The 14,912-nt window shown below is 71.9% G+C and carries 18 protein-coding genes; 10 read left to right on the top strand and 8 right to left on the bottom strand.

The window, feature by feature from the left end; all coding sequences use genetic code 11:
* Window positions 1-35 precede the first annotated feature (35 nt).
* Window positions 36-845, top strand: a complete 810-nt coding sequence (locus AB0E90_RS33495; RefSeq protein WP_360414951.1) for a HEAT repeat domain-containing protein — start codon at window positions 36-38, stop codon at window positions 843-845.
* Here AB0E90_RS33495 and AB0E90_RS33490 read toward each other — a convergent pair.
* Window positions 823-2,268, bottom strand: a complete 1,446-nt coding sequence (locus AB0E90_RS33490) for an MFS transporter (protein ID WP_360414949.1) — start codon at window positions 2,266-2,268, stop codon at window positions 823-825. The two genes, AB0E90_RS33495 and AB0E90_RS33490, sit on opposite strands and share 23 nt — an antisense overlap.
* Window positions 2,269-2,358: 90 nt before the next feature.
* Between AB0E90_RS33490 and AB0E90_RS33485 the strand changes: the two genes are divergently transcribed.
* The 3 genes from AB0E90_RS33485 (at window position 2,359) to AB0E90_RS33475 (ending at window position 4,921) form a co-directional block, all read left to right on the top strand.
* Complete coding sequence (locus tag AB0E90_RS33485) at window positions 2,359-3,084, top strand: TetR/AcrR family transcriptional regulator (protein WP_360414947.1); 726 nt, start codon at window positions 2,359-2,361, stop codon at window positions 3,082-3,084.
* A 62-nt stretch (window positions 3,085-3,146) separates the two neighbouring features.
* Window positions 3,147-3,956, top strand: coding sequence for a PrsW family intramembrane metalloprotease (locus AB0E90_RS33480; RefSeq protein ID WP_360414945.1), 810 nt, complete (start codon window positions 3,147-3,149; stop codon window positions 3,954-3,956).
* Window positions 3,957-4,003: 47 nt separating this feature from the next.
* The gene (locus AB0E90_RS33475; RefSeq protein ID WP_360414943.1) at window positions 4,004-4,921 is read left to right on the top strand and encodes a phosphotransferase; all 918 of its coding nucleotides are present in this window, start codon (window positions 4,004-4,006) and stop codon (window positions 4,919-4,921) included.
* A gap of 41 nt (window positions 4,922-4,962) precedes the next feature.
* On the opposite strand, the gene AB0E90_RS33470 is transcribed toward AB0E90_RS33475, so the two are convergent.
* Complete coding sequence (locus tag AB0E90_RS33470) at window positions 4,963-5,568, bottom strand: helix-turn-helix domain-containing protein (protein WP_360414941.1); 606 nt, start codon at window positions 5,566-5,568, stop codon at window positions 4,963-4,965.
* A 50-nt stretch (window positions 5,569-5,618) separates the two neighbouring features.
* On the opposite strand from AB0E90_RS33470, the gene AB0E90_RS33465 reads away from it, so the two are divergent.
* Window positions 5,619-6,686, top strand: coding sequence for a zinc-binding dehydrogenase (locus AB0E90_RS33465; protein WP_360414939.1), 1,068 nt, complete (start codon window positions 5,619-5,621; stop codon window positions 6,684-6,686).
* A gap of 114 nt (window positions 6,687-6,800) precedes the next feature.
* On the opposite strand, the gene AB0E90_RS33460 is transcribed toward AB0E90_RS33465, so the two are convergent.
* Window positions 6,801-7,781 carry a methyltransferase domain-containing protein gene (locus AB0E90_RS33460; protein WP_360414937.1) on the bottom strand — a complete coding sequence of 327 codons (981 nt, stop codon included), beginning with the start codon at window positions 7,779-7,781 and terminating at the stop codon, window positions 6,801-6,803.
* Between the two features lie 100 nt (window positions 7,782-7,881).
* Here AB0E90_RS33460 and AB0E90_RS33455 point away from each other — a divergent pair, with 100 nt between their 5' ends.
* The 5 genes from AB0E90_RS33455 to AB0E90_RS33435 all read left to right on the top strand — a co-directional run bounded on the left by AB0E90_RS33455 (window position 7,882) and on the right by AB0E90_RS33435 (window position 11,596).
* Window positions 7,882-8,280 (top strand): TOBE domain-containing protein, encoded by a 399-nt coding sequence (locus AB0E90_RS33455; protein ID WP_360414935.1) that lies wholly within the window; start codon window positions 7,882-7,884, stop codon window positions 8,278-8,280.
* A 23-nt stretch (window positions 8,281-8,303) separates the two neighbouring features.
* Entirely contained in the window at window positions 8,304-9,062 is a 759-nt protein-coding gene (modA, locus tag AB0E90_RS33450; RefSeq protein ID WP_360415113.1) for a molybdate ABC transporter substrate-binding protein, read from the top strand.
* A complete protein-coding gene (locus AB0E90_RS33445; protein ID WP_360415111.1) occupies window positions 9,059-9,847 on the top strand; it encodes an ABC transporter permease in 789 nt (262 codons plus the stop codon). The genes modA and AB0E90_RS33445 overlap by 4 nt, the downstream gene beginning before the upstream one ends.
* Window positions 9,848-9,968: 121 nt before the next feature.
* Entirely contained in the window at window positions 9,969-11,003 is a 1,035-nt protein-coding gene (locus AB0E90_RS33440) for an ABC transporter ATP-binding protein (protein WP_360414933.1), read from the top strand.
* Window positions 11,004-11,020: 17 nt separating this feature from the next.
* On the top strand, window positions 11,021-11,596 hold the full coding sequence (locus AB0E90_RS33435; RefSeq protein WP_360414932.1) for a DUF1684 domain-containing protein: 576 nt from the start codon (window positions 11,021-11,023) through the stop codon (window positions 11,594-11,596).
* 458 nt (window positions 11,597-12,054) lie between these two features.
* On the opposite strand, the gene AB0E90_RS33430 is transcribed toward AB0E90_RS33435, so the two are convergent.
* From AB0E90_RS33430 to AB0E90_RS33410, 5 genes are all read right to left on the bottom strand, one after another.
* A complete protein-coding gene (locus AB0E90_RS33430; RefSeq protein ID WP_360414930.1) occupies window positions 12,055-12,186 on the bottom strand; it encodes a hypothetical protein in 132 nt (43 codons plus the stop codon).
* A gap of 447 nt (window positions 12,187-12,633) precedes the next feature.
* Window positions 12,634-13,044, bottom strand: coding sequence for an MFS transporter (locus tag AB0E90_RS33425; protein WP_360414928.1), 411 nt, complete (start codon window positions 13,042-13,044; stop codon window positions 12,634-12,636).
* A gap of 6 nt (window positions 13,045-13,050) precedes the next feature.
* The gene (locus AB0E90_RS33420; RefSeq protein ID WP_360414926.1) at window positions 13,051-13,338 is read right to left on the bottom strand and encodes a type II toxin-antitoxin system RelE/ParE family toxin; all 288 of its coding nucleotides are present in this window, start codon (window positions 13,336-13,338) and stop codon (window positions 13,051-13,053) included.
* The gene (locus AB0E90_RS33415) at window positions 13,331-13,621 is read right to left on the bottom strand and encodes a type II toxin-antitoxin system Phd/YefM family antitoxin (RefSeq protein ID WP_360414924.1); all 291 of its coding nucleotides are present in this window, start codon (window positions 13,619-13,621) and stop codon (window positions 13,331-13,333) included. Before AB0E90_RS33415 ends, AB0E90_RS33420 begins: the two co-directional genes overlap by 8 nt.
* A gap of 10 nt (window positions 13,622-13,631) precedes the next feature.
* Window positions 13,632-14,831: an MFS transporter gene (locus AB0E90_RS33410; protein ID WP_360414922.1), complete on the bottom strand. Its 1,200-nt coding sequence runs from the start codon at window positions 14,829-14,831 to the stop codon at window positions 13,632-13,634.
* Window positions 14,832-14,912: the final 81 nt, after the last annotated feature.

The raw sequence follows: 14,912 nt of genomic DNA, 5'->3' as shown, positions 1-14,912 counted from the left end.
GCGGCCATCGGCACGGTGGCGCGTATGGTCGTGCGGTGAATCCCGCTGACCTGCAGGGCCTTCGATCGGGCGACCTCGAGACCCGCGAAGCACATGTGCACCAACTGCTCGAGCGGGCCGGGAAGCACGGTGACGAGTCGGCCATCGCGGCGCTGCACGTGCTCGTCCGCGACTACCGGGATTTCCACCGGTCGCTGTATTCGCGGGCGATGAACCAGGCGGCCGCCTTCGCCGACGCCGGGCTGCAGGAGCCGTTGCTCGCCGCGCTCGGCGACACCCGGTACAACTGCCAGGCCTGGGCCGCCAAGGGTTGCGCGGCGATGGACATCCGGGCCGCCGTGCCGCAGCTGGTCACGCTCCTCGACCACACGCAGTGGATCGTCCGGGACGAGACGGTGATCGCACTCGGCCGCCTCGGCGACGCCACGGTCGTGAGCGCGCTGCGGCCGCTGCTCGGCGACGAGGCCGACTGGCTGCGCCAGCGGACCGCCGATGCCCTGGCCCGGATCGGTGGCGAGGAGGCGATGGAGGCGCTCTGGTACGAGTTCGAGAATCGGCGTTTCCCCCGGATCGGCTATCTCGCCAGCACGCTGGCCCTGTTCACGCCGGAGGTGATGCCCCGGCTGCTGGCCGCGGCCGACAGCCCGGATCCGGATCAGCGCTACTGGGCCGCGGTCGCGCTCGGGTCGACGGGCGATGATCAGGCGGTGCCGACCTTGGAGCGGCTGATGGCCGGCGACCGCGGGGTGACCGTGTTCGACGGGGAGGTTCGGGTGGCGGCGAAGAAGGCCCTGCGCACGCTCCGCCGCATCCAGGCCGCGATCACCGAACGGCAGAAGTCTTGACCGGCGGCGCCTCCACGGCGCTCCGCGTGCGAAGCGTCGCCCAGCCGACGAGTGCGCCCGCCACCACGGTGAGGACGAGGCCGCCGAGGGTGACCGCGTGGTGGAACTGGGTGGTCTGCTGCGGGCTCCAGTGTGACGTGGCGATGTCGCCGGCGAACATGGCGGCCAGGATGGTGCCGGTGACGGCCAGGCCGACGCCGGAAGCGACCTCGGTGGCGGTGTCGGTGAGGGCCGCGCCGATCGTGGTGCGGTTCTGCGGCAGGCCGCGCATCACGTTGACGGCGGCGACCACGCCGACCACCCGCATGCCGGCGGCCTCGATGACCAGGGCGAGCGCGACCCAGACGTAGCCGTAACCGCCCAGCAGGCCGTAGACGGCCAGACCGAGCACGACCGCGGAGGCGCTGATCCAGGCAGCCCGTTCGAGGCCGACCCGCTCGACGAACGGGTTGACGAACGCGCCGCCGGCGACCAGCACGATGACCTGCGGCAGCATGCCGATCGCGGCCAGCGCCGGTGACCAGCCCCAGTCGAGCTGCAGTTGCAGCGTCACCAGGTAGCCGAGACCGGCGGTCGCGAGCCCGGCCGCGGCCTTGTAGGCCAGGCCGGCCGAGACCAGCGGGCGGCCGACCATCCCGAGGTCGATGAGCGGGTATCGCGCGGAGCGCTCGCGCCGGACGAAGAGAACCGCGCCGGCGACGGCCGCGGCGGTGATCGCCCACGGCGCCCACGAGCCGGTGCCCTCGTTGACGAACAGGGTGGGCGCGACCAGGGCGAGCACGATCGTCGCGGTGCCGAGCGCCGCCCCGAGCACGTCGATCGGGTCGCGGTGCAGGTCGGCGGGTTCGTCGGCGGCGATGCCGGTGCGCACGCCGATGATCGCGAAGACCGCGACCGGCACGTTGATCAGCAGCAGGGCCTGCCAGGGCGCGATCGCGAGCACGAAGCCGCCGGTGGTCGGGCCGATCGCGAGACCGACCAGGCCGATGGTCGAGATCAGGGTCATCGCCCGGACGCGCAGGCCGTCGTCGGAGAACAGGCGGAACGCCAGCGCGGCGGAGCCGGGTGTGGTCATCGCGGCCGCCACGCCCATCAGCGCCCGGACGGCGATCAGCTGCTCGGCGGTGGTGACGAACGCGGTCGCCAGGCTGGCGATGCCGAGCAGGGCCAGGCCGATGAGCATGAGCCGGCGGCGGCCGAACCGGTCGGCGATCGCGCCGAACGCCAGCATCAGACCACCGAACACGACGGCGTACGCGCCGGTCGCCCACTGCAGGGCGATGGTCGAGGCGTGCAGTTCGCGGCCGATGGTGGGCAGCGCGACGTTGAGGATCGAGTTGTCCAGCATCTCGAACAGGAACACTGCCGACAATCCGGCCAGGGCGACCCAGGCTTCGCGGAGTGAACGTGGTGTGACGGTCAAGAGCCAACTCCTTAGGAACATCGTTCGCATTGGTACGAACGATGTTCCTACACCATAGAACGTCGTTCCCATGGGTTGTAAAGTGGTCGCATGGCTCGGAACCCTCAGCAGCGACGTAACGAACGTCACCAGCAGCCCGCGGTCGACGCCCCGAGGGTCCGGCGGGGGCCCTCGGGCGGCACGAAAAAGCCGATCACGGTCGACGCCATCGTCGACGCCGCGTTCGAGCTGGTGGCCGCCGAGGGTTACGAGGCGCTGACGATGCGCCGGCTGGCCACCGCTCTGGATACCGGTCCGGCGTCGCTCTACGCCCACGTGGTCAACAAGGACGACCTGGACGAGCTGCTCATCGGCCGGCTCTGCGCCGGCGTCGAGATCCCGGACCCCGATCCGGCGACCTGGCGGCAGCAGCTCAGCAGCGTCTGCGGTCAGCTACGCGATCAGTACCTGCGCTGCCCCGGCATCACCCGGGCCGCCCTCGCGATCGTGCCCACCAACCTCGAGACGCTGCGGATCAGCGAGGGGATCTTCGCGATCCTGCTGGCCGGCGGCGTCGCCCCGCAGACCGCCGCCTGGACCGCGGACGCGCTGACGCTCTATGTCAACGGCTACTGCTTCGAGGTCTCGTTGCGCGACGGCCGCCGCACCGCCCCGCACGACGCCTGGGTGGTCAGCCGCGACGAGCTGCTGAGCCGGTTCCGGGCTCTGCCCGACACGTTCCCGCAGACCAAGCGCTATGCGGCCGAGCTCACCGCGGGCGCCGGCCACGACCGCTTCGACTTCACCATCAACCTGATGATCAACGGGCTGGCGTGATCAGACGCGTGTCGCAGCCATCACGGATTGACGAAGTCGCGCCGGGGAAAAAGACTCTGACCATGCGCGATCGATCTCGCCGGTGGGCGTGGCTCGGTGTCCTGGTCACCGGCCTCATTCTCTACGTCATTGTGCTGCGGACCCTGGTCCACACGCAGAACCCCAACTTCGTGCCCGCCCTGATCCTGCTCGGCGCGACGGTCGTGCCGCTGGCGTTCCTCACCTTCGCCCAGGCCCGCACCGGCCGCTGGGAGGTGCCGGCGTCGAGCCTGGTCACCGCGGCGTTCTTCGGCGGCGTGATCGGCATCGTGGTGGCCGGCACCCTCGAATACAACACGCTGCGCGGGCTCGGCGTGCTGCCGATGGTGCTGGTCGCGATCATCGAGGAGTCGGCGAAGCTGATCGTGCCGGTGATCCTGCTCTTCTGGATCCTGTCGCGGCACGGCCGCCGGCTCCCCTCGGACGGCCTGATCATCGGAGTGGCTTCCGGCATGGGCTTCGCCGCTTTGGAGACGATGGGGTACGCATTCACCGCGCTGCTCTCCTCCAACGGCAACATCGGCAGCGTCGAGCAGACACTGTTCGTCCGCGGCCTGACCTCACCGGCCGGGCACACCGCGTGGACCGGCCTCACCGCGGGCGCGCTGTGGGCACTGATCGCCTCGCCGTCCGGCAAGCGCGTGATCCAGTTCGCGCTCACCTTCGTCGGCGCGGTCATCCTGCACACCTGCTGGGACACGTTCACCAACCTGTGGGCGTACATCATTCTGGGTCTGATCAGCGTCGGCTGGCTGTTCATCGAGCTGGCGCGCTACCGCGCCTTCGGCGAGCACACGCTGGGCGGCCGGTTCGGGCAGGCGGTGCCGGTCTGACGACCGGCGGGGTCACCCTGGCCCGGAAAGTTGTCTAGATTCGCGGGATGCGCAGTCCCACCCAGCCCACGCTGTCCGAGAAGGACATCGCCGCGATCGTCTCGGAAGCTCTCGGCGCCGGTCTGGCCGGCGCCGAGGAGCTGAGCGGCGGCACCTTCGCCGCCGTCTGGCGGGCCGGCCTCGACGACGGCCGGCAGGTGGTGGTCAAGGTGGCCCCGCCGGCGTCGGCTCGCATGCTGCGGTACGAGTCGGGCATCATCCCGGCCGAGGCGGAGTACTTCTCGATGGTCCGCGAGCAGGCCCCCGGCGTACCGGTGCCGGAGGTCCTGGCCGTTTCCGCTGAGTGGATCATCACGTCGCTGCTGCCGGGGGCGCCGCTGGCGAGCAACGACTCGGCCCGCGCCCGCACCGAGCTGGGTGCCGCGATCCGCCAGGTGCACACGATCACCGGTGCGCACTTCGGCTACACCGGCGACCGCGCCACCGGGCCGGACTGGCCGACCGCGTTCCACGGGATCATCGAGGCGCTGCGGGCCGACGCCGCCGACTGGAACGTTCCGCTGCCGCCGCTTTCCGGCGTGGTCGAGCGACACCACGACGTGCTCGCCACGGTGACCCGCCCGGCGCTGCTGCACTTCGACCTGTGGGACGGAAACGTCCTGGTCGGCCCGGACGGCGCGATGACCGGCCTGGTCGACGGCGAGCGCTACCTCTACGGCGATCCGCTGCTCGACTTCGTCTCCCCCGCACTGTTCCGCCGCATCGAGGAGATCCCGGACCACCCGTTCCTGGCCGGCTATCGGCCGGAGCCGTTCGACGAGTCGGCCCGCACCCGGCTGTCGCTCTACCGCGTCCACCTCTACACGCTGATGATCGCCGAAGGCCCGAGCCGCGGCATCGAACGCTCCGAGGGCCGGCACGACTACCTGATCGGGCTGCTCGAAGCGGAACTGGCCGGCCTATAGCCCGATCCGGGCCGGCGGCGCTCAGACCGGGGCCGGCCGGGCTACAGCGCGATCCGGGCCGGCGGTGGGAGGGCGGTCGTGCCGCGGAACGCCTCGAGCGCCAGCGCGGCGAACCGGCGCGCGGCCGCGGCCCGCGCCTCGGGCGGGGCGGCCGACAACCCGCGGCCGGCCATGAGCACGAGGATCAGGTCGTCGAGGACGAAGTCCGGGCGGAGCGCGCCGGCCTCCTTCGCCCGCCGGCATAGGTCGGCGAGCGACCGGAGCAGGCTTGCCCGGTGCGCGCCGAAGTCGACCGCGGCCGGGAACGACGACGTGAAGGCGTCGACGAACCCCTGGTTGCGGGCGTTGAGCTCGGTGATCTCGTGCACGACCGAGCACAGCCCGCGCCACGGGTCCGGGTCGGCGCAGCCGGCCTGCACGATCGCGCCGCAGGTGCGCAGCTCGTCGGTGAACGCCTCGTCGATGAGTGACTGCTTCGTCGGGAAGCGCCGGTAGAGCGTGGCCGGGCCCACCTGTGCGCGGCGGGCGATCTCGCGCATCGGCACGTCGAGGCCGCGCTCGGCGAAGAGCGCGCGGGCGGCCTCGAGCACGCGATCCCGGTTGTCCTGGGCGTCGGCGCGCAGCAGGTGAGGCAATTGGTCGGTCACAAGCTCTCACTTTAGCCAAGTGGACGGGCGCGTCCGCTAGCGTCGGCGCCATGAGAGCAGTGCGTATCCAGTCGTTCGGCGACCCCAGCGGCATGGCGTTGGTCGACGCGCCGGCGCCCGAGCCGGCACCCGGTCAGGTGCTCATCGCGACCGAGGCGATCGGCGTCGGCGGCGTCGACGCGGTCGTCCGGCGCGGCACGCTCAGCGGCTACGGCTTCGAGGAAGGCCTGATCCCGGGCAGCGAGGTGGCCGGCCGGGTGATCGGCGGCGACGCCGCGTGGATCGGGCGCCGGGTGTGGGCATTCACCGGGGTCGGCGGGGCCTACGCCGAGCGGGCGGTTGCCCGGGTCGAGGACGTGACCCCGCTGCCCGACGGCCTCTCGCCGGTCGACGCGGTCACGCTCGGCAGCGCCGGGCCGGTCGCCCACTTCGCGCTGGCCCACGCCCGCTTCGCCCCCGGCGAGTCGGTCCTGGTCCGGGGCGCGGCCGGCAGTCTAGGCATCATGGCCGTCCAGCTCGCCGCACTCGGCGGGGCGAGCGTGATCGCGGTGACGACCTCGTCGGCCGACCGCGGAAAGCGCCTCCAGGAACTCGGCGCGATGATCGTGCTCAACCGCGAAGGCCGCGAGGGCGCCGCGGCCGAGGTGCAGACCCCGATTTCCTTGAAATCCGGGTCTGGAAGGCGGGATGAGGCCCCGACATCAAGGATTTCGGGCGGGCAGGTGGCGGCCGAGGACGGCGCGCCCAGGGAGTTCGACGTCGTCATCGACATCGTCGGTGGCGCAGCGATGCCGGCGTTCATCGACCGGCTCGCCGACAACGGGCGGATGGTCACGATCGGCGTGGTCGCCGGGCATCCGCCGGCGGATTTCGGCATGGCGCTGCTGCGGTCGTTCCAGCGGTCGCGGTCGTTCGCGACGTTCAGTCTCAATACCGTGGACGAGGGCGAGCGGAACCGGGTGCGGACCGCCCAGTTCGCCGCGGCCGCCCGCGGTGAGCTACGGCCGGTGGTGCAGGACGTGCTTCCGCTCGCCGAGGCCGCCGAGGCCCACCGCCGGATGGACGCCGGCGAGGTCTTCGGCCGCATCGTCCTCACGCTGCCGGCCCAAAATTCTTGAAATCGGCCCTCCTCGGTGCTCCGGCCCCGATTTCCTTGAAAATCGGGGCCTCATTTCCTGGAAACGGGGACGCCGGGGTCGCCCGAGCCGCGGAAAACAGGGCGGGGCGGACGCTTACTGCCGCTCGGCCAGGGCCAGGAAGTGGTCCTCGGCGTCGTCGTAGCGCAGCAGCCGCCAACCGGAGCCCGCCATCAGCGGCTCCAGGTTCTCCCTGTTCAGGGGCTCGTCCGGGCGCAGCGTGCGGCCGTGCCGAGCCGCCAGGGCCGCCCGGCCGGACGGGTGGAAGATCATCAGCCGGCCGTCGTCGCGGGTCACCCGGGCCAGCTCAGTCAGGCCGGCGCCGGGGTCGGGCAGGTGCTGCACCAGCCCGGCCGCGAAGACCAGGCCGGCCACCGCGTCCGGCAACGGCAGCCGGCGGGCGTCGGCGATCAGGAGCTCGGCGCACTCGCCGCGGCCGGCGTCGCGGGCCGCCTGCAGCATCGCCGGGGTCAGGTCGAGGCCGATCACCCGGCCCTTCGGCCCGACCGCGGCGGCCAGCGCGGGTAACGCACGGCCGGTGCCGCAACCGACGTCGAGGGCGAGGTCACCGGGGCGCGGCGCGGCGGTCTCGATGGCTTGCGCGTACGCCGGGAGGTCGTCGCCGAACTTCGCGTCCCACCCGGCCGCCCGGGCGGCGAAGAACGCTCGGCTCTCGGTCAAATACCACCTCTCGGGGTCGGCGAGCCGGGGGTGCACGTGCCGGATGACCGGCCACTGCGGATCGTGGTGGTCGATCACCACCTGGGCGCGCCGCTCCCCCTCGCCGTTGCCGAGCGTGCGGCCGCGCGGCCCGCTGCGCAGATAGACGATGACCCGGTCGGCGGCCGGCTCGAGCACGTTGAGCGCCGAATCGGAGAGGCCGCCGGCGGGGCCGCTGAGCCCGAGCACCGCGTCGACCGTCCAGGCCCGGGCCGAGGGCGGGAAGGCCGCGGCGAGCCGGGACGCGAAAGTGGCCGCGGCGCCGTGGTCACCCCCATCGACGATCACGGTGAGTGGCGCGCGGGGAGCCAGCAGCTCGGCGAGAAAGGTGGTGACCTCGTGGATCCGTTCCGGCACGCCACCAGCATGCCGTCGCCGATGTGACCCGTGCAACGGTTACGCATCTGCGACCCGTATCGGCTTTCTTGCCTGGTTTTTGCGGCCCTAAGGTGACCATGTGACGACCTACCGCATCGGGGAAGCCGCCGATCTCCTCGGCGTCAGCGTGGACACCGTGCGGCGCTGGGTCGACGCGGGCCGGCTTCCGGCCGGCCGCGACGACCACGGGCACCGCACCATCGGCGGCGCCGACCTCGCCGGCTTCGCCCGATCGGCGGCCGACGAGCCCGATCCGGGCGTTCGCCGGTCGTCGGCGCGCAACCGGTTGCGCGGCATCGTCACCGCGATCACCCGCGACTCGGTGATGGCGCAGGTCGACATCCAGGCCGGTCCGTTCCGCGTGGTCTCGCTGATGAGCCGCGAAGCGGTCGACGAGATGGGCCTGGAAGTCGGCTCGACGGCAGTTGCCGTGATCAAATCGACCACGGTGGTCGTGGAACGAGGAGACGAGAAGTGAAGCAAATCCTCACCGGGGTGGCCATCGCCGCCCTGGCCCTGTCCGGCTGCAGCGACTCCACCGACACCTCCACCCCGGCAGCCGGCGCGTCCAGCGGCGCTGGCGTCTCCGGCAACCTCACCGTGCTGGCCGCGGCGTCGCTGACCGAGTCCTTCAACAAGATCGGGAAGGACTTCGAAACCGCCAACCCCGGCGTCAAGGTCACTTTCTCGTACGGGGGCAGCTCCGGTCTCGCCCAGCAGATCACCTCGGGCGCTCCCGCCGACGTGTTCGCGTCGGCCAGCCCGGCCACCATGAAGACCGTCACCGACGCCGGCGACGCCAACGGCGAAGCCGCCGTCTTCGTGAAGAACCAACTGGTCATCGCGGTCGCCAAGGGCAACCCGAAGGGCATCAAGGCGCTGTCCGACCTCACCGCGCCGGGCCTGAAGGTCGCGCTCTGCGCCGAGCAGGTGCCGTGCGGCGCGGCCGCGAAGAAGGCGCTCGCCGCCGCCAACGTCAAGCTGACCCCGGTCACCCTGGAGCAGGACGTCAAGTCGGCACTGTCCAAGGTCAAGCTGGGCGAGGTCGACGCCGCGCTGGTCTACCGCACCGACGCCAAGGCCGCCGCCACCGACGTCGAGGGCATCGAGTTCCCGGAGTCGGCCGGGGCGATCAACGACTATCCGATCGTGACCCTCAAGAGCGCCCCCAACCCGTCCGCGGCCGCCGCGTTCGTCGCCTTCGTGCAGAGCGGCCCCGAGCTCGACGTGCTCATCGACGCAGGGTTCCAGAAGCCATAAAGAAGCAGCGCTCGAAGATCCCGCCGGCCCTGGCGATCCCCGCGATCGCCGGGCTGGCGTTCCTCGTCCTGCCGCTGTTCGGGCTGCTCTGGCGGGCGCCCTGGTCGACCCTGCCGGAACGGCTCGCCGAACCCGGCATCCTCGCCGCGCTGCGCCTGTCGGTGCTGACCGCGACCCTGGCCACCGCGGTGAGCCTGGTCCTCGGCGTGCCGCTGGCCTGGATGCTGGCCCGCACCGACTTCCCCGGCCGCCGGTTCGTGCGCGCCCTGGTCACCGTGCCGCTCGTGCTGCCACCGGTGGTCGGCGGGGTCGCGCTGCTGCTGGTCTTCGGCCGGCGCGGTCTGCTCGGCGGCTGGCTCGACGCCACGTTCGGGGTGAGCCTGCCGTTCACCACGGCCGGCGTGGTGGTGGCCGAGGCGTTCGTGGCCATGCCGTTCCTGGTGATCAGCGTGGAGGGCGCGCTGCGCGGCGCCGACGCCCGCTACGAGGAGGCCGCGGCCACCCTCGGCGCCGGCCGCTGGACGGCGTTCCGCCGGGTCACACTGCCGCTGATCGCGCCCGGGATCGCGGCCGGCGGGGTGCTCTGCTGGGCGCGCGCGCTCGGCGAGTTCGGCGCGACGATCACGTTTGCCGGCAACTTCCCCGGGCGTACCCAAACGATGCCGTTGGCCGTTTATCTCGCCCTCGAGCAGGACGTCGACGCCGCGATCGTGCTCAGTCTCCTGCTCCTGGTCGTCTCGATCGTCATCCTGGCCGCCCTGCGGGACAAGTGGGTCGCGCCGTGACCGCCGGCAACGAGCGGCACCTCGCCACACGTGCGGGCGACCGCGCCGAACGACGCCCCATCGCGCCGGCGCGCGGCCGCGCCGGCGAAGGCAGAAACGGCACGCCGCAGGGAGGTGCCGAGTGAGCCTCGACGCTCGGCTGGTCGTGCGGCGGCCGGGCTTCGCCCTCGACATCACCCTGACCGCCGCGCCCGGCGAAGTCGTCGCGCTGCTCGGGCCGAACGGCGCGGGGAAGACCACCGCGCTGCGGGCCCTCGCCGGGCTCACCGCGCTCGACGGCGGGCACGTCACGCTTGACGGCACCCGACTCGACGACGAACCGCCCGAACACCGCCGGATCGGCGTCGTCTTCCAGGACTACCTGCTCTTTCCGCACCTCACGGCGCTCGACAACGTCGCTTTCGGGCCGCGCTGCCGACGCGTGCCACGCCGGGAAGCGCGGGAGAAGGCCGGCGAATGGCTCAGCCGGGTCGGTTTGACCGAGCACGTACGCAAGAAGCCGCGCCAGCTCTCCGGCGGTCAGGCCCAGCGGGTCGCCCTGGCCCGCGCGCTCGCCGCCGAGCCGAAACTGCTGCTGCTCGACGAGCCGCTCGCCGCCCTCGACGCCCGCACCCGCCTCGACACCCGGGCCGCGCTGCGCGGCCACCTCACCTCGTTCCCCGGCGCGACCGTGCTGGTCACGCACGACCCGCTCGACGCCCTCATGCTGGCCGACCGCCTGGTGATCGTCGAGGACGGCCGGATCGTGCAGTCCGGCGACGCCGCCGAGATCACCGCCCGCCCGCGTACCGATTACGTGGCCCGCCTGGTCGGCCTCAACCTCTACCGTGGCCGCGCGGACGGCACGACCGTCCTGCTCCCCGACGGATTTTCGCTGGTCACCGCCGTACCGCAAGCGGGTGCGGTCTTTGTTGCGTTTCCGCCGTCCGCGGTGTCGCTGTTCGCGGCCCGGCCGCAAGGCAGCCCGCGCAACACCTGGCCGGCGACGGTGGCATCGGTGGCCAGGCACGGAGACGCCCTGCGCATCGAGCTGACCGGCCCGATCCAGGTCGCGGCGGACGTCACACCAGCCGCGGCGGTGCAGTTGGAGCTGGCGCCCGGCCGTGCGGTGTGGGCCACGGTAAAGGCCACGGAGGCGACCGCCTACCCGGCCTGACGGCTAGCGTTGGCCGCATGGAGGCACTCGAGCTGTCCGATTACCGCGCCGCGAACTCCCGCATCTACCTGGAGGCGAACGATCTCAAGGACTTTCGGGCCCGCCGCGACGAGCTGTTCTCAACGCATCCGCAGTCCCCGGTGCCGGCGGGGTCGTTCACCGGGCTGCGCTATTACCCGTCCAACGATGACGCCATCGTCGAGGTCGACCTGGTGCCGGCCGACGGCGAGATCGACATCGACACCGGCGGACCGGACGGCGTGGTCCACTACCGGCGGGTCGGGATCCTGCCGACGCCTTTCGGCGAGTTGTCGCTGTGGTGGTTCGCGGTCTACGGGGGCGGCCTGTTCCTGCCGGTGCGCGACGCCACCTGCGGAAAGACGACCTACGGCGGTGGGCGCTACCTGACCGACACGGTCAAGGGCACGCACGGGCGCGGTGTCGAACCGCTCGGCGGCAACCGGGTGCGCCTCGACTTCAACTACCTCTACAACCCGTCCTGCGCTTACAACGACGCCTGGTTGTGCCCCCTGGCCCCACCAGAGAACCGGCTGGCCGCCGCCATCGAGGCGGGGGAACTGACCTACCACTGAGGGCTGAAGCACTGTCAGAGAGCAGCCTCGCCACGAGCGCCACGTTGCGGTCGGCATTCGATGACGGCGCTACCTAAATCAGGCGCAATTTGTCCGCGACTCCGGTCGATGACGTAGGACGGTAAGGCTCTGTCACGCTTGCCGCTCGTTCTGGCGCGGCCGGCGGGTGATTCTCACTCGCCGGCCATCTGCCATTCGGTGCCGCCTACGTGTGCCTTACGGTATCGGCGGCGTTACGCAAGTGACACTCACACTGCCGCCTGGAGCCGGCGCCTGATCGAAGGTGAACAGCCAGTTCCTGGAGGTGCTCGGGTCCTGGCGACTGTCCGTCAACGCTGCCGTGTCGCCCTGATCCAGGCTGACAGTCCCGCCGATGGCAGTGCCGAAAGTGGAGTCACAGCTGTATGCGTATGCAGTGCCCCCGTTAGGTGTCAACACTTGGGGTTCGTAGGAGAGAATCACTCCATCGGCACCATCGGCACCAGCGGGACCAGCGGGACCAGCGGCACCCGCAGCGCCGGCAGCGCCCGTCGCGCCCGTCGCGCCCGTCGCGCCCGTCGCGCCCGTCGCGCCCGTCGCGCCCGTGGCACCAGGGGCACCCTGCGGACCAGTGGCACCCTTCGGACCGTCTGGACCAGGTTCGCCCTGCGGGCCGGGGGCCCCCGGCTGTCCCTTGGGGCCGGCGGGACCGGCCAAGTTCCACGAGGTCATCCATTCACCGGAACGACATTTCGTGGTATTCGAGTTGACCCAGCGCAGATCACCGGTCTTGCTGTTTACGCAAGCCTTGATCACTGCGGGGACCGCGGTGCGGGCCGACTCAGTCCCGCTGGCGGCGAACGCCGGGGTGGCGCCGGCCAAGGCGGCGGCCATGGCGCCGGCCGAGGCGAGCAGGAGACGTTTTCTCATCGATGGTTCATCCTTCGCTGAGTGTGGATCTTCGGGCCAGTGCACGCAGCGTCTGGGCGTCGGTGTGGCTGCGGCTCCGGCACTTCAGCGTAGAAAAAAGTTATTCACTTTTGGGCTGAATAGCGGGATTACCGGCGTCGATCGACGGGACCACCGATGGCCCTGGCGCCGCAGAGCAGGGCCGTGGCCGCCAGCAGGATTCCGGCGGCCAGGAACGCCGGGGACGGGCCGTGCCGGTCGGTCAGCACGCCCGCGGAGGCGGCGCCGAGTGCGTTGCCGGCGTTGGCGGCCACGTTGATCCAGGTGCCGGCCTCGGTGCGGTGCTCGGGTCGGGTGAGGTCGTCGGCGGCCAGGTAGGCGACCACGTAGAGCGGGGAGACCGCCACGCCGGCCAGGGCCATCACCACGCCCAGGGCGAGCAGGCCAGGGGCGGCCGCGGCGGTCAGCAGGCCGGCCGCGAAGATCGCCAGCAGGCCGGCGAAATGGTGCGACCGGGAGCGATGGTGCTTGCGGCGGGCCCTGAGCAGGCCGCCGGCCACTGACCTCTATGCGTGGTAGATGTCGGCGCGGTGGTCGATTCGGACCACGTGCACCGTCCGGGTCCGGTCGTCGATGCGGTAGATCACCCGGTAAGTCCCGCGTCGAGCGCTGTGGTAGCCGGCCAACTCGCGGGCGAGTGGCTTGCCAACGACGCGTGGCCTATCGAGCAGCGGCCCGGTGATGAACTCGCCGACCACTGCCGCCACAGCCATCGGCAGACCCGCCGGGGGCGCCTCGGTCAACGCTCGTCGTGCGGCAGGCGCCAGCGACAGTCGGTAGGCGTCGTCAGCCACGTGACTCCCGCGCCGCTCGCACAGCCAGGAGCCGACGTAGCTCGTCAGCGTCGACGCCCTCGCCCGCGGCCAGATCCACCTCGGCTTGGCGGATCTGCTCGATCGCCCCAGGCGTGGACAGCAGGTCGAGAGTCTCCTCCAAGGCCTGCAAGTCGCTCACGGCCATCAGCACCGCCTCCGGCCGCCCGTTGCGGGTGATCACCACCCGCTCGTGGGTGTCACGCACCTCGTCCAGCACCGCGGACAGGCGAGCTTTCGCGTCAGCCAACGGGATCGTGTCCATGACCAGAATTCTAGTCATCATGGCCCCGGGCTCGCCAGGACCGAAAAAGTCGGGCCGGCTCGAGACGCACCCCGACCCCGCAGAGCAGGGCCGTGGCCGTCAGCAGGATTCCGGCGGCCAGGAACGCCGGGGACGGGCCGTGCCGGTCGGTCAGCACGCCCGCGGAGGCGGCGCCGAGTGCGTTGCCGGCGTTGGCGGCCACGTTGATCCAGGTGCCGGCCTCGGTGCGGTGCTCGGGTGGGGTGAGGTCGTCGGCGGCCAGGTAGGCGACCACGTAGAGCGGGGAGACCGCCACGCCGGCCAGGGCCATCACCACGCCCAGGGCGAGCAGGCCAGGGGCGGCCGCGGCGGTCAGCAGGCCGGCCGCGAAGATCGCCAGCAGGCCGGCGAAATGGTGCGACCGGGAGCGCCGGTGCTTGCGGCGGGCCCAGAGCAGGCCGCCGGCCACGCTGCCGGCGGCGACGCCGGCCTCCAGCAGCCCGGCCGCGCCGGGATGCCCGGCCTGCTGGGCGGTGACGGCCATCGCGGTGTAGGCGACGCTGATCCCGGCGCCGGCCGCCGCCAGCACGGCCAGGACGCCCCACAGCCGGGCGGAGCGCAGCGGGCCGGGGTCGAAGACGCGCGCCTTCGGCAGACCGACCGCGGGTTGCGCCCGCCGGACCGTGCCGACGGTGCCGGCCAGCAGCAGGACGGCGGTCAGCAGCAGTGCCCAGCGGGCCGGGGCGATGGCGATCAGCGCGCCCGCCAGCACCGGGCCGACCAGGTAGAGCGTCTCCTCGGCGATCGCGTCCAGCGCGTACGCCCGCTCCTTGAGAGCAGTGCCCTCGGTGAGCCGGCGCCACGCCGACCGCATGGCCGGGCCGAGAGGCGGAGCCGCGAGGCCGGCCAGCGCGACGAACGGCACCGGCCAGGGGACGAAGGCCGCGACCGCGAGACTGACGGCGCAGGCGAGGGCCATCCACGCCAGCCGGGCCGGGCGGCGGTCGGCGAGGCGGGACTTCAAGGGCAGGGTGATCGAGGTCAGGCCGAAGAGGGCCAGCGCCAGGCCGGCGGCGGCGAACGAGCCGGTGGTCTGGTGGACGGTGAACAGGGTGGCCAGCGGGAGGAGACCGTACGCCAAGCGGCCGGCCAGTGCGGGCGCGAAGATGCGCAGCGCAGATGGCAGGCGGAGGACGTCGCGGTAACTTCCCGCCTCGATGTGGGCGGGCACAGCAAGCTCCTGGGAATGTCACGACGGGTAGGGGCGGCTCGATGCGGAGCGGCCGCTACGGCGGTGTCTGTGACATGCGTG

This window comes from Actinoplanes sp. NPDC026619, from assembly GCF_040638295.1.
Lineage (GTDB): Bacteria > Actinomycetota > Actinomycetes > Mycobacteriales > Micromonosporaceae > Actinoplanes.
This window is presented reverse-complemented; position numbering and strand designations above follow the sequence as displayed.